Origin of the sequence: Bradyrhizobium sp. HKCCYLRH2047, from assembly GCF_051168175.1 — a bacterium.
Lineage (GTDB): Bacteria > Pseudomonadota > Alphaproteobacteria > Rhizobiales > Xanthobacteraceae > Bradyrhizobium.
In genome coordinates this window covers 52,540-72,533 of record NZ_JBNPUM010000012.1, presented here as the reverse complement: position 1 = coordinate 72,533, position 19,994 = coordinate 52,540, and the positions used below count along the sequence as shown (strand labels likewise).

The 19,994-nt window shown below is 65.6% G+C and carries 17 protein-coding genes; 11 read left to right on the top strand and 6 right to left on the bottom strand.

The window, feature by feature from the left end; all coding sequences use genetic code 11:
- Positions 1 to 2: 2 nt before the first annotated feature.
- Both ACQR1D_RS25735 and ACQR1D_RS25730 read right to left on the bottom strand, forming a co-directional pair.
- Entirely contained in the window at positions 3 to 1,289 is a 1,287-nt protein-coding gene (locus ACQR1D_RS25735; protein WP_434873914.1) for an acyl-CoA dehydrogenase family protein, read from the bottom strand.
- On the bottom strand, positions 1,286 to 2,116 hold the full coding sequence (locus ACQR1D_RS25730; RefSeq protein WP_434882183.1) for an alpha/beta fold hydrolase: 831 nt from the start codon (positions 2,114 to 2,116) through the stop codon (positions 1,286 to 1,288). Before ACQR1D_RS25730 ends, ACQR1D_RS25735 begins: the two co-directional genes overlap by 4 nt.
- 170 nt (positions 2,117 to 2,286) lie before the next feature.
- Here ACQR1D_RS25730 and ACQR1D_RS25725 point away from each other — a divergent pair, with 170 nt between their 5' ends.
- From ACQR1D_RS25725 to ACQR1D_RS25710, 4 genes are all read left to right on the top strand, one after another.
- Positions 2,287 to 3,048 carry an SDR family NAD(P)-dependent oxidoreductase gene (locus ACQR1D_RS25725; protein WP_315802545.1) on the top strand — a complete coding sequence of 254 codons (762 nt, stop codon included), beginning with the start codon at positions 2,287 to 2,289 and terminating at the stop codon, positions 3,046 to 3,048.
- 48 nt (positions 3,049 to 3,096) lie between these two features.
- Positions 3,097 to 3,933: an enoyl-CoA hydratase family protein gene (locus ACQR1D_RS25720; protein WP_315802417.1), complete on the top strand. Its 837-nt coding sequence runs from the start codon at positions 3,097 to 3,099 to the stop codon at positions 3,931 to 3,933.
- 87 nt (positions 3,934 to 4,020) lie between these two features.
- Positions 4,021 to 6,369, top strand: coding sequence for a bifunctional salicylyl-CoA 5-hydroxylase/oxidoreductase (locus tag ACQR1D_RS25715; RefSeq protein WP_434839766.1), 2,349 nt, complete (start codon positions 4,021 to 4,023; stop codon positions 6,367 to 6,369).
- Positions 6,370 to 6,423: 54 nt separating this feature from the next.
- Entirely contained in the window at positions 6,424 to 7,671 is a 1,248-nt protein-coding gene (locus ACQR1D_RS25710; RefSeq protein WP_316238985.1) for a flavin-dependent oxidoreductase, read from the top strand.
- A 118-nt stretch (positions 7,672 to 7,789) separates the two neighbouring features.
- Here the strand turns inward: ACQR1D_RS25710 and ACQR1D_RS25705 are convergent, their stop codons facing one another.
- Both ACQR1D_RS25705 and ACQR1D_RS25700 read right to left on the bottom strand, forming a co-directional pair.
- Entirely contained in the window at positions 7,790 to 8,248 is a 459-nt protein-coding gene (locus tag ACQR1D_RS25705) for a cupin domain-containing protein (RefSeq protein ID WP_315751999.1), read from the bottom strand.
- Positions 8,249 to 8,268: 20 nt separating this feature from the next.
- Entirely contained in the window at positions 8,269 to 9,453 is a 1,185-nt protein-coding gene (locus ACQR1D_RS25700) for an ABC transporter substrate-binding protein (RefSeq protein WP_434839765.1), read from the bottom strand.
- Positions 9,454 to 9,758: 305 nt separating this feature from the next.
- Here ACQR1D_RS25700 and ACQR1D_RS25695 point away from each other — a divergent pair, with 305 nt between their 5' ends.
- The 4 genes from ACQR1D_RS25695 (at position 9,759) to ACQR1D_RS25680 (ending at position 13,581) form a co-directional block, all read left to right on the top strand.
- The gene (locus ACQR1D_RS25695) at positions 9,759 to 10,253 is read left to right on the top strand and encodes a MarR family winged helix-turn-helix transcriptional regulator (protein WP_315751998.1); all 495 of its coding nucleotides are present in this window, start codon (positions 9,759 to 9,761) and stop codon (positions 10,251 to 10,253) included.
- A gap of 175 nt (positions 10,254 to 10,428) precedes the next feature.
- Complete coding sequence (locus ACQR1D_RS25690; RefSeq protein ID WP_434839764.1) at positions 10,429 to 12,123, top strand: benzoate-CoA ligase family protein; 1,695 nt, start codon at positions 10,429 to 10,431, stop codon at positions 12,121 to 12,123.
- Positions 12,124 to 12,135: 12 nt separating this feature from the next.
- Positions 12,136 to 12,582 carry a RidA family protein gene (locus tag ACQR1D_RS25685; protein WP_315802423.1) on the top strand — a complete coding sequence of 149 codons (447 nt, stop codon included), beginning with the start codon at positions 12,136 to 12,138 and terminating at the stop codon, positions 12,580 to 12,582.
- 723 nt (positions 12,583 to 13,305) lie between these two features.
- Positions 13,306 to 13,581: a hypothetical protein gene (locus tag ACQR1D_RS25680; RefSeq protein WP_316218456.1), complete on the top strand. Its 276-nt coding sequence runs from the start codon at positions 13,306 to 13,308 to the stop codon at positions 13,579 to 13,581.
- 264 nt (positions 13,582 to 13,845) lie between these two features.
- Here the strand turns inward: ACQR1D_RS25680 and ACQR1D_RS25675 are convergent, their stop codons facing one another.
- Both ACQR1D_RS25675 and ACQR1D_RS25670 read right to left on the bottom strand, forming a co-directional pair.
- Positions 13,846 to 15,222 (bottom strand): vWA domain-containing protein, encoded by a 1,377-nt coding sequence (locus ACQR1D_RS25675; protein WP_434891126.1) that lies wholly within the window; start codon positions 15,220 to 15,222, stop codon positions 13,846 to 13,848.
- A gap of 5 nt (positions 15,223 to 15,227) precedes the next feature.
- Positions 15,228 to 16,187 (bottom strand): AAA family ATPase, encoded by a 960-nt coding sequence (locus tag ACQR1D_RS25670; protein WP_315802426.1) that lies wholly within the window; start codon positions 16,185 to 16,187, stop codon positions 15,228 to 15,230.
- Between the two features lie 275 nt (positions 16,188 to 16,462).
- Between ACQR1D_RS25670 and ACQR1D_RS25665 the strand changes: the two genes are divergently transcribed.
- From ACQR1D_RS25665 to ACQR1D_RS25655, 3 genes are all read left to right on the top strand, one after another.
- Positions 16,463 to 16,876, top strand: coding sequence for a TspO/MBR family protein (locus ACQR1D_RS25665; RefSeq protein ID WP_434847023.1), 414 nt, complete (start codon positions 16,463 to 16,465; stop codon positions 16,874 to 16,876).
- Positions 16,877 to 17,151: 275 nt separating this feature from the next.
- Positions 17,152 to 18,051: a LysR family transcriptional regulator gene (locus ACQR1D_RS25660; protein WP_434891125.1), complete on the top strand. Its 900-nt coding sequence runs from the start codon at positions 17,152 to 17,154 to the stop codon at positions 18,049 to 18,051.
- A gap of 539 nt (positions 18,052 to 18,590) precedes the next feature.
- Complete coding sequence (locus ACQR1D_RS25655) at positions 18,591 to 19,967, top strand: MFS transporter (RefSeq protein ID WP_316238989.1); 1,377 nt, start codon at positions 18,591 to 18,593, stop codon at positions 19,965 to 19,967.
- Positions 19,968 to 19,994 lie beyond the last annotated feature (27 nt).

Sequence of the window (19,994 nt, the reverse complement as noted above, 5' to 3'; positions counted from 1 at the left end):
GCTCAGTCGTCCGTCTCGCCGGGCTCGTACAGTGCCTCGCGGCCGATGCGATCGAGGCACAGTTCGGCCGTCCAGGGCAGCATCAGCGAGCCGCAGCGGCTGTCGCGATAGATGCGCTCCAGCGGCAGCGTCTTCAGCATCGACTGTCCGCCGCAGGTGCGGATGGCGAGCGCCGCCAGGTCATTGGCCCCCTCCATCACCGAGTATTGCGCCGCATAGGCGCGCAGCACCTGCTCCTTGGTCGGATTGGCGCGCGCCTCGGTCACCGCCTGGAACCAGATGCCCTTGATCTGCTCCAGCTTGATCTGCATCTGCGCCACCGCGATCTGCTTGGTCGGATACATCCGCCGCTTGACCGGCGGCATGCCCGGCACCTCGCCGCGCAGATATTTGACGGTGAAGTCATAGGCCGCCTGCGCCAAGCCCATATAGGTCGGCGACAGCGTCATGAACATGTGCGGCCAGCGCATGGCCGCCTGGAAGTAGACGCCGCGCGGCATCAAGGCGGCGTCCTCCGCGACGAAGACATCCTTGAACAGCAGCGTGCGTGACACCGTGCCGCGCATGCCCAGCGGATCCCAGTCGCCGACGACGGAGACGCCCTCCGTTTTCGCCGGCACCGCGAGATAGAGCGTGTTGCGGCGGGACGCCTTCTCGCCCTCGCTGACCTCGGTGCATAGCACACCATAATAATCCGCGTGTCCGGCAAGCGAGGCGAAGATCTTCTTGCCGTTGATCAGCCAGCCGCCATTGACCGGCTTGGCCTCGGTGCCGAAGGCGACGCCGCCCGCCGCGGCTGCGCCGCCTTCCGAGAACGGTTGCGAGTAGATCGCGCCGTCCTCGACGATGCGCTTGTAGTGGATCGCGCGCCGCCGCTCATGCTCGGCGCGGACGTCGTCCTCCATGTCGAGGTCGTCGGCGAGCGGTCCGGACCATAAGGTCGAGCAAACGTGCATGTTCCAGGTCAGCGCGGTCGCGCCGCAATAGCGGCCGATCTCGGCGGCGGTGAGTGCATAGGTCTGGTAGCCGGCGCCGAGGCCGCCGAGAGCCTTGGGAACGGAGATGCCGAGCAGGCCGGCGCGATGCAGGTCCTTGTAGTTCTCAGTCGGAAAGCTCGCCTCGCGATCCCAGGTCGCGGCGCGGCCCGCCAGCACGCTCTGTCCGAGTTGCCGAGCGCGAGTGATGATGTCGGCCTGCTCAGCGGTCAGCCGGTACGCGGCCGGATCGAACATCGGGGCGTCGAGCGCCTCACGGGATGCCGTCGCCGTCTTCTGGACCTGAATGGTCATTGTGCCTCCGCTGCCGTCGTTGTCGCGTGCGCCTTCAGAAAGGCGTCGAGCGCAGTGTTGAATTCGCCGGGCCGTTCGAGATTGACGAGATGGCCGGCGCCTTGGATCTCGACATAGCTCGACGCGGGAATGAAGCTTGCCATCTTCTCCATCATCGGCGCCGGTGCGTTGCGATCCTTCGATCCCGAGAGCACCAGCGTCGGCACCTTGATGTCCCTCAAGGCTTGTCGCCGGTCGAAACCGAGCAGGGCCAGCATGCTCGAGCGATAGCTTGCCTCGGGCACGCCGGCCATGCAGGAGGTTGCAATTTCAAGGCCGTGCGGATCGGGATCGTCGCCGACCAACTCCTCGACCAGGCCCGACGCCAATGACGCCATCGTCGCTCCGCGATCCAGCGGGCCGAGGCGGGCCTCGATGAACGATTTCTGCCAGTCGCCGTCGGCCTTGCCGAAGGCCGGGCTGGTCTGAGCCAACACCACGGCCGACGCGGCCTGTGGATGCATCGTCAACCATTCCTGTACGATCATTCCGCCGATGGAATGACCAACGAGGATCGGCTGCTTGGCGCCGATCTGAATCAGGAAGTCTTGGAGCGCAGCGGCGAGCGTGGTGATGCTGACCATGTCGAGCCGGGCGGATCGGCCATAGCCCGGCATGTCCCAGGCCACCGCATGGCAGCGCTCGCCGAAATAATCGAGCTGACCACGCCAGGCGCGCGCGGCGCCACCGATGCCGTGCAGGAACACAACGCTCTGTTGCTCGGGCGTCCCCGATGCCTCGTAGCCGAAGCGGCCGTCCTTCGTGGTAACGATTTGCGACGCAGGCACGCAGACCTCCGAGATATGCCCGAGGCCGCTACGTTGCTCGCTCCAGGCCCTTGAACGCTAGTCGCGGTAAACGAGGTGTCAAGCCGCTTCCGGCGTGTTGTTGCAAAAATTTGAAGTTTAAAATAACTTCTCCGTCGAGACGAGCCAACGAAATCAGAGGAGGCGCACGCATGTCCGGACTTCCGCAAGCCGCGCATGCGATGGTGACCGGGGGCGGGCGCGGCATTGGCCGCGAAATCGCGCGCGCCTTGAAGCTTGCGGGCGCAACCGTGACGATCGTCGGTCGCAACCGCGCAACGCTCGATGAGGCCATCGCGGCCGGATGCGCAGATCACGCCGCAATCGCCGATGTTGCCGATCCGGCGGCGCTCAATGCCGCAGCCGCAAGCGCCGCCGCGCATCAGCCGATCGACATTCTGGTCGCCAATGCGGGAAGCGCAGAATCGGCGCCGTTCCTGAAATCCGACACCGCGTTGTTCCACCGCATGATGGACATCAACTTCATGGGCGTCGTACACGCCGTGCAGGCGGTGCTGCCGGCAATGAAGGGCAGGCCCTATGGCAGGATTGTCGCAGTGGCGTCTACCGCGGGCCTCAAGGGCTATCCCTATGTCAGCGCGTACACCGCGGCCAAGCATGCGGTCGTCGGCCTCACGCGATCGCTGGCGCTGGAGCTGGCCGCGACGCGCGTCACGGTCAATGCCGTGTGTCCCGGCTTTACCGATACCGATCTTGTCGCGGAAAGCGTCGACAACATCATGAAAAAGACCGGCCGCAGCCGGGAGCAAGCGATCGCCGAGCTTGCCAAGCACAATCCGCAGGGGCGTCTCATCATGCCGCAGGAGGTTGCCGACACTGTGCTGTGGCTGTGCGGCAGCGGTGCCGGTGCGATCACGGGGCAGGCGATCGCGGTTGCCGGCGGCGAAGTGTGAGCCGCAGCGCCCTGGCCTAACGAAAACAGTTGAACAGAGGGAACTTACATGTCGAGACCGGCCAACCCCGTCACCGTGCCGCTGGCGGACTACAAGCCCAGCCATTTCCTGCTTACGGTCAAGGATCGCGTCGCGACCGTGACGTTGAACCGGCCCGAGCGCAAGAATCCGCTGACGTTCGAGAGCTATCGCGAGCTGACCGATTTCTTCCGGGCCTGTGCCTTCGACGATGAGGTCAAGGCGGTGGTCGTGACCGGCGCCGGCGGCAACTTCTCGTCCGGCGGCGATGTGTTCGAGATCATCGGTCCGCTGGTGAAGATGGACACCAAGGGTCTCACCGCCTTCACCCGCATGACCGGCGACCTGGTCAAGGCGATGCGCGCCTGTCCGCAGCCGATCGTCGCCGCCGTCGAGGGCATCTGCGCCGGTGCCGGCGCCATCGTCGCGATGGCCTCCGACATTCGTCTCGCAGCGACCGGCGCCAAGGTAGCGTTCCTGTTCAACAAGGTCGGTCTTGCCGGCTGCGACATGGGCGCCTGCGCGATCCTGCCGCGCATCATCGGCCAGTCGCGTGCGTCCGAACTGCTCTACACTGGCCGCTTCATGAGCGCGGACGAGGGCGAGCGCTGGGGCTTCTTCAGCCGCACCGTCGCGCCCGCCGACGTGCTGGGGCAGGCCGTGACACTGGCAACAGAGATCGCGAACGGCCCGACCTTTGCCAACACGATGACCAAGCGCATGCTGGCGATGGAATGGGCGATGTCGGTCGAGGAGGCGATCGAGGCGGAGGCAGTTGCCCAGGCCTTGTGCATGACGACAGAGGATTTCAACCGCGCCTTCGAAGCGTTCGCCGCCAAGTCCAAACCGGTCTTCCAGGGCAATTGAGCGGCCGCGGGAACCAAAGGGACTTGCCAGGAGATATTTTAGGTCTAAAATAATTTTCATTGGCTCGGCTCTCCAGCGGAGGCGCTCATGAAGATCGCGATCATCGGCGGCGGACCTGCCGGTCTCTATGCGGCGATATTGCTCAAGAAGCAGCGGCCCAGCGCCGACATCGCGGTCTACGAGCGCAACCGTGCCGACGATACGTTCGGCTTCGGCGTGGTGTTCTCGGACGCCACGCTCGACAATTTCGAGAAGCACGATCTGCCGAGCTACCAGCGGATCACCCAGGAGTTCGCCTACTGGGATGATATTGCCGTGCATTTCCGCGGCACGGTCCACCGGGTCGGCGGCAATGGTTTCTGCGGCTGCTCGCGCCGCACGCTGCTGCGCATCCTGCAGGAGCGAGCGCGCGAGCTGGGTGTGACCCTGCAGTTCGAGGTCGACCTCGAGGACGAGTCGCAATTCGCTGATGCGGATCTCCTGATCCTGTCGGATGGCATCAACAGCCGCTTCCGCCAGAAGTATGTCGATCACTTCCAGCCCGAGGTCGACCTGCGCGCCAACAAGTTCGCGTGGATGGGCTCGACCAAGCCGCTCGATGCCTTCACCTTCATCTTCCAGGAGACGGAGTGGGGCCCGTTCATTGCGCACGCCTATCAGTATGAGGCGGGGCACTCGACCTGGATATTCGAGACGGATCCCGAGACCTTCGAGCGCGCCGGCCTGACCGGGCTCGACGAGCGGCAGTCCGCCGATCGCATGAAGGAGATCTTCGGCTGGTTCCTCGGCGACCATCCGCTGCTGATCAACCGCTCGATGTGGCGCAATTTCCCGATGATCCGCAACAAGCGCTGGGTCAGGGACAACATGGTGCTGCTCGGTGACGCCAAGTCGACCGCGCATTTCTCGATCGGTTCGGGCACCAAGCTTGCGATGGAGGACGCGATCGCGCTGGCTGACGCCATGCAGCGCGCGCCCAACATTCCAGCGGCGCTCGATCTTTACGAGCATGGCCGGCGCGAGGAGGTCGAGAAGACCCAGCACGCCGCCGACGTGTCGCTGGTCTGGTTCGAGCATGTCGACCGCTTCTGGGATTTCGATCCGGTTCAGTTCGCGTTCGGCGTGATGACGCGCTCGAAAGCGATCACCTACGACAATCTCACTCTGCGCGCGCCGGACTTCGTGGCCGAGGTTGACAAGGCCTTCGCGCGCCAGGTCCGCGCCAAGGGTTTTGATGTCGATGTCGAGAAGCCCTTGGCGCCGATGTTCCAGCCGCTCAAGCTGCGCGAGATGACAATCGTGAACCGCGCGGTGCTGTCGCCGATGTGCATGTACTCGGCGGAGGAAGGTGTCCCTGGCGATTTCCACTTGGTGCATTACGGCTCGCGCGCGATCGGCGGCGCGGGTCTGCTGTTCACGGAGATGACCTGCGTCAGCCGCGGTGCCCGCATCACGCCCGGCTGCGCCGGTCTGTGGAACGACGCACAGGAGGCGGCGTGGACGCGCATCGTCGATTTCGTCCATGCGAACTCGCAGGCGAAGTTCGCGCTGCAGCTCGGCCACGCCGGCCGCAAAGGCGCGACCAAGCTGATGTGGGACGGCATCGACCGGCCGTTGGAGCAGGGCGGCTGGGACGTGGTGTCGGCGTCGCCATTGCCGTATTTCCCGGACAGCCAGGTGCCGCGCGAGCTCGACCGCCAGTCGATGGATGCGATCAAGACCGACTTCGTCGCTGCGGCCGAGCGCGGCAACCGCTGCGGATTCGACATGCTCGAACTGCACTGCGCCCACGGCTATCTGCTCGCGAGCTTCATCTCGCCGCTGACCAACAGGCGCACCGATGAGTACGGCGGCTCGCTGGAGAACCGGCTGCGCTTCCCGCTGGAAGTGTTCGCGGCGATGCGCGCGGCGTGGCCGGCGCACAAGCCGATGTCGGTGCGCATCTCCGCCACCGACTGGGCCGAGGGCGGCATCACTGGTGACGACGCGGTGCTGATCGCCCGCGCCTTCGGCGAGGCGGGCGTCGATCTCGTCGACGTCTCGACCGGGCAGACCGTGCGCGAGGCCAAGCCGATCTACGGCCGCATGTTCCAGACGCCGTTCTCGGACCAGGTCCGCAATGAGGCTGATGTCGCCACCATGTGCGTCGGTAACATCACTTCGGCCGACCAGGTCAATACCATCCTCGCCGCCGGCCGCGCCGATCTCGTCGCGCTCGGCCGTCCGCATCTGGTCGACCCCGCCTTCACGATGAAGGCCGCGGCCTGGTACGGCGCCGACATGTTCTGTCCACCGCAATATCTGCCGGGCAAGGAGCAGATCTTCCGCAACAGCGTCCGCGACCGGCAGGATTTCGAGGAGCTGAAGATTAAGGCTAAGCCGAAAACGCGGGCCGAGCTGAAGGCCGAGGCTGCGAAGCCGCTTGCGGCGGAGTGAGCCGCTGTGCAACGCTGCCGCCCGGTATGCGAAGTACGAGTGGAGTAGGGGACGATGAAGGCGATCATCGTAGGCGGCGGTATCGGCGGATTGACCACGGCTCTGATGCTGCGGGCGCGCGGCATCGACTGTGAGCTGTTCGAGCAGGCGGATGCAATCCGCGAGCTCGGTGTCGGCATCAACACCCTGCCGCACGCGATCCGCGAGCTCGCCCAGCTCGGGCTGCTCGACCGGCTCGACGAGGTCGCCATCCGGACCTATGAGCTGTTCTACCTGACCCGGCGCGGCCAGGAGGTCTGGCACGAGACCCGCGGGCTCGATGCCGGCCATGATGTGCCGCAATTCTCGATTCACCGCGGCCGTCTGCAGAGCGTGATCCATCAGGCGGTGATGCAGCGGCTCGGGCCTGAGAAGGTCCACACCGGCTGCCGGCTCGGCGCCTTCACCCAGGATGAGGGCGGGGTCACCGCGTATTTCTTCGACCGCACCGGCGCCCATGTCCACACCGCCCGCGGCGACGTGCTGATCGGCGCCGACGGCATCCATTCCAAGGTCCGGCAGACGCTGTTCCCGAACGAGGGCGCGCCGTGCTGGAACGGCCTGATGCTGTGGCGCGGCGCCACCGACTGGCCGGTGTTCCTGACCGGGCGTTCGATGATCATCGCCGGCGGCCTCAACGCCAAGGCGGTGATCTATCCGATCGCCGAGGGCTCGAGCCCCGCGAGCCGCCTCACCAACTGGGCCGTGCTGGTGCGCATCGGCGATGCCAACACCGCGCCGCCGCGGCGTGAGGACTGGTCGCGGCTCGGCAAGGCCGACGAGCTGATGCCGCATGTCAACGGCTTCTCCATTCCCCAGGTCGACTTCGCCGCGATGGTGCGGGCGACGCCGGAGTTCTGGGAATATCCCTGCTGCGACCGCGATCCCTTGCCTTACTGGTCGAGTGGCCGCGTCACGCTGCTGGGCGACGCCGCGCATCCGATGTACCCGGTCGGCTCCAACGGCGCCTCGCAGGCCATTCTCGATGCCCGAGCGCTCGCCGATGCCTTGGCCCGCTCCGAGCATCCGCGCCAGGCGCTGATGACCTATGAGCAGAAGCGGCTGCCGATGACGGCCGAGATCGTCGCGTCCAACCGTCGCGGCGGCCCCGAGGGCGTCATCGATGCCGTCGAGCAGCTCGCGCCGCAGGGGTTCAGCGACATCAACACCATCCTCAACTACGAAGCCCGCGAAGGCATCGTGCGCGGCTATGCCAGCCGGGCCGGCTTTGCCGCGCGGATGGTGACGCGGCAGGCGTCGTAAGTCAGCGTCGAGCACCGTTTTCCGGACTGCCCCTCACCCCAGCCCTCTCCCCGTAACAACGGGGAGAGGCAGCCGACTGCATTCTGTGGTATAGTTCGAACCCAAGCACCAGCCCGCCTCACGCCCCCGGAGGCGGGGGCAGGAAGTGGATGTTGTGCTCGGCGGCGAGCTTCACCACGTCGTCCGGGTTCTGCTCGCGCATGTTGTGGATCGCCCAGAACAGCTCGTAGAGCCGCCGCGTCGGCGACACCCAGAACAGCGTTTTGGCCGTCTGCTGCGACTTGTTGAAGATGCCGTGCGGCTTGCCCATCGGCAGCCGCACCGTGTCGCCGGCGGTGGCGTATTCCTCGGCGCCGTCGAGGAAGAAATCGAGCCGGCCTTCGAGGATGTAGAGATACTCGTCCTGGTCGGGATGGATGTGCGGCGGCACGAAGGTGCCGACCGGGAACGTCGCATGCCAGGAGAAGCTGTGCTCGGTGCGGTTCTTCGGCACGTAGACCTGGCCGAGGATGTTCCAGGAGATGCCCTGGATGCCCTCATTGGCCCGGGTGATGCCGGCGATTTCCGGATGGTTCATGTTGGTTTCGCTCCCTGTTGTTACTTGGCCGCGCAATCCTTGGCGTAGCGGTCGGCGTAGTTCTCGAACACCTTCTGCACGATTTCGGTCTGGAACTTGCCGTCGGGCCGCTTGGCGACCTTGGTCAGATAGAAGTCCTGGATCGGGTAGCCATTGGTGTTGAACTTGAAGTTGCCGCGCAGCGAGGCGAAATCGGCCTTCTTCAGCGCCGCGGCCACCGCATCCTTGTTGCTGAGGTCGCCATTGACCGCCTTCACGGCGCTGTCGATCAAAAGCGCGGCGTCATAAGCCTGCATGGCGTAGGTGCCGGGCACGCTGTTGTAGGCGGCCTCGTAGCCGGCGACGAACTTCTTGCTTTGCGGATTGTCGAAATTGGGCGCCCAGTTGGCGCCGCCGAACATTCCGACCGCGGCGTCCTGCTGCGCAGGCAGCGTGGATTCGTCGACCGTGAAGGCCGAGAGCACCGGAATGGTGTCGGCAAGGCCGGCCTGCTTGAACTGCTTGACGAGGTTCACGCCCATGCCACCCGGCATGAAAGTGAACACGGCGTCCGGCTTCTGCGAGGAGATCTTGGACAGTTCGGGCTGGAAATCGAGCGTGTTGAGGGGGACGTAGGACTCCTCGACGATCTCGCCCTTGTAGCCGAGCTTGAAGCCGGCGACGGAATCGCGCCCGGCCTGGTAGTTCGGAACCAGCAGATACATCTTCTTGTAGCCGCGGTCCTGCGCGACCTTGCCGAGAACGGCATGCACCTGGTCGTTCTGGTACGAGGTCACGTAGAAGTAGGGACTGCACTCCTTGCCGGCGTAGCTGGACGGACCGGCATTCGGGCTGATCAGGAAGGTCTTGTTCTCGGTGACCGGCCGGTGGATCGCCTGCAGCATGTTGGAGAAGATCGGACCGACGACGAAGTCGACCTTGTCACGCTCGAGCAGGCCCTTGACCTTGGTGATCGCGGCGTCCGGCTTGAGCTCGTCGTCGGCGACGACCACCTCGACGTCCTTGCCGCCCATCTTGCCGCCGAGGTCCTTGATGGCAAGGTTGAAGCCGTCGCGGACCTGGCCGCCGAGCGCGGCGGCGGGGCCGGAGAGGGTGACGATGACGCCGATCTTGATCTTGTCGGCGGCCAGCGTCGGCTGGGCGAGCAGGCTCGCAGCAATGCCAAGACCGACGCCGAGACCGGCCAGCTTCGAACTCATTTTCATGACAACTCCCCCGGGATGCGGAATTTCAGGTTTATGTTTTTTGCACCTGACCAAACGATGGGCCAGACCGCAGCTTGGTCACAAGCCTAGTCTGATGACGCCCTCAGCCGCAAGCGAGCTGCTTGCGGAAAGGGCAGTTTCGGCACGCATGCAAGCGCCGCGCCAATTGCTTGAAGGTTAAAGGAATTGCCGCCTCATCGTCCTGCGCAAAATGACGGTACATTTTTCCTTGCTCCCGGGAGGTCCTGAAGGTCAAACTCACGAGCCTCGCCAGACGAGGCTGAACGTGCCCAAGTGATTCCGTCATGACGCTTGATTCCGAGACCAAGGCCGTCGAGCTGCCCGAGGACCATGCCGAGGAGCTGCGGCTGTGGCTGCGCCTGCTCACCTGCACGACGCTGATCGAAGGCGAGATCCGCAGCCGGCTGCGTGAGCGTTTCGACGTGACCCTGCCGCGTTTCGACCTGATGGCGCAGCTCGACAAGGCGCCTGATGGCATGACCCTGTCCGACGTCTCCAAGCGCATGATGGTCTCGAACGGCAACGTTACCGGACTGGTCGAGCGCCTCGTCGAATCCGGCCATCTGGATCGCCGCACCTCCGATACCGACCGCCGCGTCCAGGTGATCCGGCTGACCAAGCTCGGCCGCGCCGAATTCCGCAAGATGGCGGCCGAGCACGAGACCTGGATCGCGGATATCTTCGGCGATCTCACGGAGAAGGACGTGCGCGAGTTGATGCGGCTGCTCGCCAAGACCAAGGGGTCGGCGCAGAAGGCCGTGCAGCGCCGGCAGGATTGAAGCGGGCCTGACAGGACGTCGCACGCCACGCTGCCACGCGCGGCAAACGCTCAAACAATTTGCGGGCAGTGCACAATCTTCGGCTATCTTCGGCTCTTGCGTCCAGATGTTTTAAGTCTAAAATGTTTAGGACTGAAACGTGCCGGGCGTTCTTCCCTTCAGACAGGAGCGTGTGATGGCCACTGCCGCCAAGGTTCAGCAGCCGGAGAGCGCCACTGCGCATGCGCACAGCGCTCACGTCGACACCTTCGCCCAGGACAATCTGCCGCCACGCGAGCTGTGGCCTGACTTCGTCTTCAGCCGGCCCGAATTCCAATATCCGCCGCGGCTGAACTGCGTGACGCATTTCGTCGATCGCTGGGTGACTGAGGGGCGGGGCGATGCGCCGTGCATCATCAGCGCTGACATCGGCTACACGTATCGCGAGCTGCAGGCCCTGGTGAACAGGATCGCCAACGTCCTGGTCGGCAAGCTCGGCCTCGTGCCCGGCGGCCGCGTGCTGCTCCGCTCCGCCAACAATCCGATGATGGTTGCCACCTATCTGGCCGTCATCAAGGCCGGCGGCATCGTGGTCGCCACCATGCCGCTGCTGCGTGCCAAAGAGCTGTCCTATCCGATCCAGAAGGCGCAGATCGCGCTGGCCTTGTGCGACGGCAAGCTCGCCGACGAGATGGAAAAGACCCGCCCGATCGCGCCGGCGCTGAAGCAGGTGGTCTATTGGGGCAACGGCCAGCCCAGCGCGCTGGAAGCGCTGATCGCCGATGCCAGCCCGGAGTTCACCGCAGTCGACACCGCCTCTGACGATCTCTGCTTGATCGCCTTCACTTCCGGTACGACCGGCGATCCCAAGGGCACCATGCATTTTCACCGCGACATGCTCGCAGTGTGCGACGGCTACGCCCGCAACGTGCTGCGCGCCAGCCAGAGCGACCGCTTCATCGGTACCGCACCGCTCGCCTTCACCTTCGGCTTCGGCGGCGTGCTGTTTCCGATGCATATCGGGGCATCCTATGTCGTGCTGGAAAAGACCTCGCCGGACGATCTGCTCGCGGCCATCGAGCGCACCAAGGCCACGATCTGCTTCACGGCGCCGACCGCCTATCGGGCGATGCTGAGCAAGCTCGAGGGGCGCGACATCTCCTCGCTGCGCAAATGCGTTTCCGCCGGTGAGACCCTGCCGAAGCCGACCTTCGACGCCTGGCTGAAGGCGACCGGGCTGAAGCTGATGGACGGCATCGGCTCGACCGAGATGCTGCACATCTTCATCAGCGCCATCGAGGACGAGATCCGCCCCGGCGCCACCGGCAAGCCGGTGCCGGGCTACGAGGCCAAGATCGTCGACGACGAGGGCCGCGACGTGCCGCCGGGCACGATGGGGCGGCTCGCAGTGCGCGGTCCCACCGGCTGCCGCTATCTCGCCGACGAGCGTCAGCGCAAATATGTTCAGAACGGTTGGAACGTCACCGGCGACACCTATGTGATGGATGAGGACGGCTACTTCTGGTACCAGTCGCGCTCCGATGACATGATCGTATCCTCGGGTTACAACATCGCCGGCACTGACGTGGAAGCGGCGCTGCTGACGCATCCGGCGGTTGCCGAGTGCGGCGTCGTCGGCGCGCCTGACGACGCGCGCGGCATGGTCGTGAAGGCGTATGTCGTGCTGGCGCCGGGAGCCGAAGGCACGCCGGCGCTGGTGGCCGAGCTGCAGGAGCATGTCAAACGCGAGATCGCACCGTACAAATATCCGCGTGCGATCGAGTTCGTGACACAGTTGCCCAAGACCGAGACCGGCAAGCTGAAGCGCTTTGCCCTGCGGCAGCTGGCGCAAGGCGTGGCCGCGCCGCCGTCCGGCGCTGACAATCGATAAGGAGGCACAGTCGTGAGCACGACCAAGGCGCCCACGCTGGCCGTGGTGAAGCAGGATGAGGCCGAGGGCATGCGCGTGCTGCAGCCGAGCGGCTGGCCGATGCCAAAGGGCTATGCCAACGGCATCAGCGCCGAGGGGCGCATCGTCGTCACCGGCGGCGTGATCGGCTGGGACGCGAGCGAGACGCTCGCCGACGGCTTCGTCGCGCAGGTGCGGCAGGCGCTGGAAAACATCTCCGCAATCCTGGCCGAGGGCCATGCGCGTCCGGAGCACCTGGTGCGCCTGACCTGGTATGTCGTCGACATGGATGAGTATCTCGGCCATCTGAAGGAGCTTGGGAAGATCTATCGCGAGATCTTTGGCAGTCATTATCCCGCGATGGCCCTGGTGCAGGTCGTCAGGCTGGTCGAGAAGGCCGCGCGGGTGGAGATCGAGGCGACTGCGGTGGTGCCGCGCTGAGGGCGGGTGCTGCCGGCAGGGGCCCGTCTTTGATCGGTCGAATCTGGAATATGACATCGCGCTCTCGCGGCTGGTCGGCCCGAGCTTTGCTGGTCGATCACCCCCGGCGAAAATCGAGGGCGCAGGGAAGGCCGGGTGTCCACCACACCCGCGGCCCCCGTGCGATCAAAAATGCACGGGGCAGGAACCACAGGTGGGCCGAACATGCCGGCCTTCCCTGCGCGATGTTTGACGGCTTATACGTGGTCTCCCTGGTGCGCCGGGCTTGTTGGCCACCTCCGCGCGAGGCGAAGCCTCGTCGCGTTCGCGACAACGCGCGTAGCGCGTTGCGCGGGTGATACCAGCGTCGGGGTATCAGGACATCACGACTTCACCGTACGCCACGACATCACTCGTCCGCGCAACAAGCGCATGATGCAACGGCGTCCACCGCAGCCTGCCCCACGTATCGTGACGACGCGTACGCCCCTCTTCGCCGGAGCAGGTTGGGCGCAAGCATCGTCGTGATTTGCCCGACGACACAAGGCTCGAGCGCTGCGACATGGTAACGCGACGGGCAGTCACACAGCACATCACAGTTCGCAGGCATTGCGCTTCGTTCGTCGAACAATTGTGGTCGTCTGATGCGCCCTCTGTCGAACGATGGACGCGGGATCGCCATGTCGCGGCCACCAACCTGTTCGAGCGTGGCCGCCCAGGGGCGGATGAGAGCAGGGGGTGGACTTGGATTGGAAACTCTTCGTGGCGACGGCGCTGGCCGCCGGCATCGGCGCTGCGGCCGGCGCGCTGGCATTGGCAAGCGCCGGTGGCGGCGGCATCGAGCATCAGGCCGATGCCAAGATGCTGGAGATCGGCGTCGCGATCCTGCGCGAGCCGGCGCGGGTGGATGACGATCCGATGCGGTCGTGGGCGGTGCGCGTGGTGGAGAAGAAGTCGGGGGTGAGTTTTACGGACCAGCAGCGTGCGGCATTGTTGAAGCGGGCGGCGGGGGCAAGGTAGCTCCGCCGACGGTGCGTAGGGTGGGCAAAGGCGCGCCCGCAATGCGATTGTTTGTCCGTGTTACATGTTCGCGCCATGCCCGCCGTCTTGCGCGGATGGACTGTCCGTGGGCACGCCATCGCGCGGCTTGCGCCGCACGACGGCTTTGCCACCCTACGAATTTTCGGCGTCATGGTGAGAAGCGCAGCGACGAAGCAATCCAGAGTCCTTGCTCCACCCCTGGATTGCTTGCTTCGCTCGCAATGACGGGGTGAGAGCGGTGGCCTACTGATAGGCCGAGACGATGTCGCTCACGGCGCGCTCGAGCTGCTGGGCCGTCGCGCAGGGGCGGACGACGTTGCAGAAGGTCTGGTAGCGCGGCATCTCTGAATCGCCCCAGCCCCAGGTCATGCGGCCCTCTGGATTGAGCCACACCACGCGCTTGGCGCGCTCCGAGATCGCTTTCAGGATGTCGGCGCGCGGGGCGAGCTTGTTGCTGCGGGCATCACCCAGAATGATCACGGTGGTCTGCGGCGTCACCGAGGCCATGAACTGCTTCTCGAAATCGACCAGCGACGAGCCGTAGTCGGACGAGCCGAAGCCGACCTTGTGCATGATCTCGGCCATGGCCTCCTCGGCCGGCTTCTGCTCCAGGATCTCGCTGACCTCGATCAGGTGGCCGGAGAATGCGAACGAGCGGACGTCGCTGACGACGTCGTGCAGGCTGTGGATCAGCAGCAGGAAGAAGTCCGAGACGCGGGCGACGGAGCCGGAGACGTCGCACAGCGCGACGATCTTCGGGCGGTCGCGGTGCCGTCGCTTCCACGCGGTGAGGAAGGGCACGCTGCCCCAGGCGGCGTTGCGGCGGAGCGTGCGGCGGACGTCGAGATGGCCGCGGCGCTGGCGCTTGCGCGGCTTCGCATAGCGCTCGCGCAGGCGGCGCGCGATCTGTCGGATCAGCGCCCGCATCGCCGCGACCTGGCGCGGCTCGATGCGCGAGAGCTGGGCATTGCGCAGGATCTCGTGGCGCAGATTCTCGGTCTCTTCTCGGCCGTACAGCGCCAGCGCCTGCGCGACGGCATCGCGCACGGTGTCGCGCAGGCCGTCGAGCCCGGCCTGCAGCCGCTCCGCCAATGCCGGATTGGTTTCGGTGAGCGTATCCAGATCGTCGCGCAGCCGCTGGATGCCCATCGTCTCCAGCATGCGGCTGGAGAACAGGCCGCGCTGGGTGAAGTAGCGGATCTCCGACAGCCCGACGGCGCTGGACGCGTTGGCGATCGCGGCCGAGATGTCAGCCGTGTTCTGCGTCAGCAGCATCTGGGCGAGGGGCCCAAGCTCTGCATCCGCCTCGGCGCCGGCCGGCTGTCCCGATGATGGCGGAGCTGCCTGGGCCTCCTTCGACGCCGCGTCCTGCCGCGTCTCGTCATCCGCCTCGGCCTGCGCCGGATCGACATGGGCGAAGAACAGGTCGAAGCAGGCGCCGAGCGCCTTCTTCTCGTCCTCGCTCTTGGCGAGCGTCAGCAGCAGGCTGTCGCGCAGCACCGTGCGGTCGGCGAGACCGACGCTCGCCACCGCGCGCATGGCGTCGATGCTCTCGGCCGGCGAGACGTGCACGCCGGCGCCGCGCGCCGCCCGGAAGAACCGATGCAGGTTCTCCTGCATGGCGCCTACCCGAAGATGTTCTGTCGCTGCGCCTTGGCGACGAAGGTCGTCACCTGCGGCAGCGCGACCTCGATGTCCGATTCGTATTTCAGCAGCACGTTGAGCGTGTCCTTGACCACCTCGTGGCCGAGTTCAGCGGCCTGCAGCAGCACCAGCACGCGCGCCCAATCGATGGTCTCGCTCACCGAAGGCTGCTTCTTCAGGTCGAGCGTCCTGACGTCGTGGATGAAGGCCACGAGCTGCCGGCGCAGATTCTGCGCGATGCCGGGCACGCGGCTCTCGACGATGCGCTCCTCCAGCTTCTGCTCGGGGAAGCCGATGTGCAGATGCAGGCAGCGCCGCTTGAGCGCGTCGCCGAGATTGCGCTCGGAGTTGGAGGTCAGGATCACCGTCGGCGGCTTTGCGGCGGCGATGCTGCCGAGCTCGGGGATCGTAACCTGGAAATCGGAGAGGATCTCCAGCAGCAGCGATTCGAACTCGGCGTCGGATTTGTCGATCTCGTCGATCAGCAGTACGCAACCGTTTGGCTCGAGCAGCGCCTGCAGCAGCGGCCGCGGCTCGACGAACTCCTTGGAGAAGAACACGTCGCCGAAATCATGCAGCTGGCCGAGCGCGGCATGCAAGGTCTGGGCGCCGCCGAGCACCTCGCCGAGCTTGTCCTTCAGGATCTGGGTGTAGAGCAGCTGCTTGGCGTATTTCCACTCGTACAGCGCCTTGGCCTCATCGAGACCCTCATAGCATTGCAGCCGGATCATCTTCAGGCCGCGCCAGGCGGCGATCGCCTTGGCGAGCTCGGTCTTGCCGACGCCGGCCGGCCCCTCAACCAGGATCGGCTTGTCGATCGCCTGCGACAGGTAGACGGCGGTGGCGATCTGGCGGCTGGCGATATAGCCCTGCGCGGCGAGGCCGGCTTCGACGGCCGCGATCGAGGCGATGGCTGAAGGGGAGGCCGGGGAATCAGCCACTGACGAAACTCCGTTTCCTGGTATCAGGACCCGGCGCAGATGTGATCGGCGTTCCGGTCCCTGGACGTTGGTATCAGGGCGAAAACCCTGACTTTTCCTCGCATTGTGTTATGTCCTGGCTACGCGCACCCGGCAGCCCTGTCCAGTGCGTGCGTGGGTGCCCAAGCCGCATGGCTGCCGGTCGCCAGCGGACGGACCGAGAACCTCCTCCTGTAAATCACGCCGAGCGGAATATGAACCGATCCATCCTGCATCTCCTCGTCCTGCTGGTCCTCGTGGTCGGAGGCGGCTGGATCATCGGCGCCTCCAACATGCCCGGCGCCTGGTACGGCTCGCTCAACAAGCCCTGGTTCACCCCGCCGGGCTGGCTGTTTCCGATCGCCTGGACCGTGCTCTACATCATGATTGCGGTCGCCGGCTGGCGCACCTATGAGCGGGTCGAAAGCGGCGCTGTGATGCAGGTGTGGTGGGGACAGCTGGTGCTGAACTTCGCCTGGTCGCCCGTGTTCTTCACCGCGCATCTGATGTGGGTCGCGTTCGCGATCATCGCCAGCATGTTCGTGCTGATCGTGATCTTCATCGTCATGCAATGGCGCGAGGACCGGATCGCGGCGCTGCTGTTAGTGCCCTATGCGTGTTGGGTAGGGTTTGCGTCGGTGCTGAATTTTTCGGTGAACGTGTTGAATTGAGATGAGGCGGGTTTGATGAAAGCTCGCTGTCAGATGAGAACAACGGTGCGCTCCCTCTCCCCGTTCTTACGGGGAGAGGGTTGGGGTGAGGGGCAGCCGCGCGGGGGGTGTTCGCGGATAGACCTGTACCCTCTCACCCGGATTGCATCTGACGATGCAATCCGACCTCTCAGCGCGAGCGAAGCTCGTCGCGGCCCCGCAAGCGGGGCGAGGTTGCAGCGCGCTTGCGGCTCCGAGTTCGCGTCACACCACGGGCATTCGCGGGGCCACCGCCCATGAACCTCAAGCAGCTCGAATACTTCGTCCAGGTCGCCGAGCTCGGCTCGTTCAGCAAGGCCGCGTCCGTGCTCGACGTGGCGCAGCCGGCGCTGTCGCGGCAGGTGCGGGCGCTGGAATCGGAATTGAAGCAGCAGCTGTTCGCGCGCAACGGGCGCGGCGTCGAACTGACTGAAGCGGGGAAGCGGCTGCTCGACCACAGCGTCGGCGTGCTGCAGCTGGTGGCGCATGCGCGCGAGGATCTCGGCGCCAGCCGCGATGCGCCGGTCGGCCGCGTCACCATCGGCCTGCCGCCGAGCATCGCGCGGCAATTGACCTTGCCGCTGATCGATCGCTTCCGGAAGGAATATCCGGCGGCGCGGCTCGCCGTGGTCGAGGGCCTGTCGACGCATGTGGTCGAGTGGGTCACCACGGGCCGCATCGATGTCGGCATGGTCTACAATCCCGAGGCGCAGGCCGGCATCGAGATCACGCCGGTGCTGCAGGAGCCGCTCGCCCTCGTCAGCCACGCGCCGAAGAGCAAGCGCCGCGTCACCGCGCCGCTGCCGATGGCCGAGCTGTCGCGCTACAGCCTGATCATGCCGGAGCGGGTGCACGCGATGCGGCGCCTGCTGGAGACGCAGGCCGCGCTCGCCGGGATCAAGCTCGACATCGCCTGGGAGGTGTCGAGCGTGCCCTCGATCATCGATCTCGTCTGCGCCGGCTACGGCCACGCGGTGCTGACCCCGAGCGGCGTCGCCGCCTCGGGCCGCGCCGGCGAACTCGCGATCCGGCCCCTGACCGAGCCGGCCCCGACAAGCGTGCTGTGCTTCGTCACCTCGGCGCACAAGCGCCCGACGCCGCTGGCGCAGCAGACGATCAAGCTGGCGACCGCGTTGATCAGGAAGCTGCCGCGCTGAGCGCTGCGTCAGTTCGGTTCGGGCGGCGCCATTGTCCCCTGGAGGTTCAAGGCGGGCATGTGAAGATATCGGACTCCTGGGACGAGCAACCCCGCCAGTGAGTTACTCCGTCATGCCCGGGCTCGTCCCGGGCATCCACGTCATTCCCAGGATGCCGACCAACGTCGATGGCCGGGACAAGCCCGGCCCTGACGACTTGGAGACACGCGAGCGCAAAGCTCCGATCTTCAAGTGTAGCAGCGTCGCCTGGGGAGCAAGTGTAGCAGCGTCGCCTGGGGAGGTGGAGGTGTGAGCCTCGACGTTGCGCCCAAGCGGCTGTGGCGGCCTCTCCAGACCCATTCTAAATTCAGCATGGCTCATGTGATATCTTATGCCGTTTCGGAATAGCTGATAGAAGCCCCCGGGCGCTGGTGCGCGCTGTCCCTGTCCGTCACATAGCCTGTCAAGCTGCCGAAGCTGCAAGACCCGACCACGCGAGGAACGGGCGTCTGCGGACCTCGGTTGATGCGCCAGAACAGCACCCCAAGGAAGCAGAAGCGATGCCAACGACCGCCCGTGTCGACGTCCAGGCCTTTCTCGACGACCACCCGTTTTCCGGCTTCCAGTGGCTGATCTTCGCGCTCGGCTTCGTCATCGTGCTGCTCGACGGCTTCGACACCGCGGCGATCGGCTTCATCGCGCCGTCGCTCCTGAAGGAGTGGGGCATCGAGAAGTCGGCGCTGGGACCGGTGCTGAGCGCGGCGCTGTTCGGCCTTGCCGGCGGGGCGCTGTTCGCAGGGCCTATCGCCGATCGTCTAGGCCGCAAGCTGGTGCTGGTCGGCTCCGTGCTGATCTTCGGCATCGCCTGTCTTGCCTCGGCGTTCGCGAGCAACCTCACCGAGCTCACCGTGCTCCGCTGCGTCACCGGTATCGGCCTCGGTGCCGCCATGCCGAATGCCGTGACCCTGCTCAGCGAGTATTGCCCGGGCCGGCTGCGCGCGACCATGACCAATTTGATGTTCTGCGGCTTTCCGCTGGGCGCGGCATGCGGCGGCTTTCTCGCGGCGTGGATGATCCCGCAATGGGGCTGGCGCAGCGTGCTGGTGCTCGGCGGCGTCACCCCGCTGGTGCTGACGGTGCTGCTGATCGCGATCCTGCCGGAATCGGTGCATTACCTGTTGTCGCGAGGCGCCAGTGTGGAGCGTGTCCGTAAGGTCATGCGCAGGGTCTCTTCTGCCGCCTCCGAAGTCGGCCAGTTCGTGATGCTGGAGCCGGAGCATGCCGAGACCACCCGGCGCGTCAATGCCACCGGCATCGGCATGGTGCTGTCGCCGGTGCTGCGTGTGGGCTCGCTGATGCTGTGGGTCACCTATTTCATGGGCCTGGTGATCTTCTATTCGCTGATCAACTGGATGCCGATCCTGTTCAAGGATGTCGGGCTGAATCCGCAGACCGCGACCTTGATCTCGGCGCTGTTCCCGCTCGGCGGAGTCGGGGCGGTGTTCTTCGGCGTGCTGATGGACCGCTTCAACGCCAACCGCATCGTCGCGGTCGGCTATGCGCTGACGGCGGTCACGATCTTCCTGATCGGGCAGGCCGCCGGCAACATGGGCTTCCTGGTGGTGATCGTGTTCGTCGCCGGCGTCGTCATGAACACGGCGCAGTCGTCGCTGCCGGCGCTGGCCGCGGCGTTCTATCCGACCCAGGGCCGCGCCACCGGCGTCGCCTGGATGATGGGCATCGGCCGCTTCGGCGGTATCGCCGGCTCCTTTCTGGTCGCCGAATTGACCGCGCGGCACCTGACCTTCAGCGAGATTTTCACCGTGATCGCAGTTCCCGGCTTGATCGCGGCGCTCGCCCTTGTGGTAAAGCAGGTCGTGGGACCGGGAGGCCGCGCCAGCGGCAAGGATGTCGGCGCCCCCGTGGCGGCGCATTGAAGGCGCTAGCTGGCTCGCGAGACAATC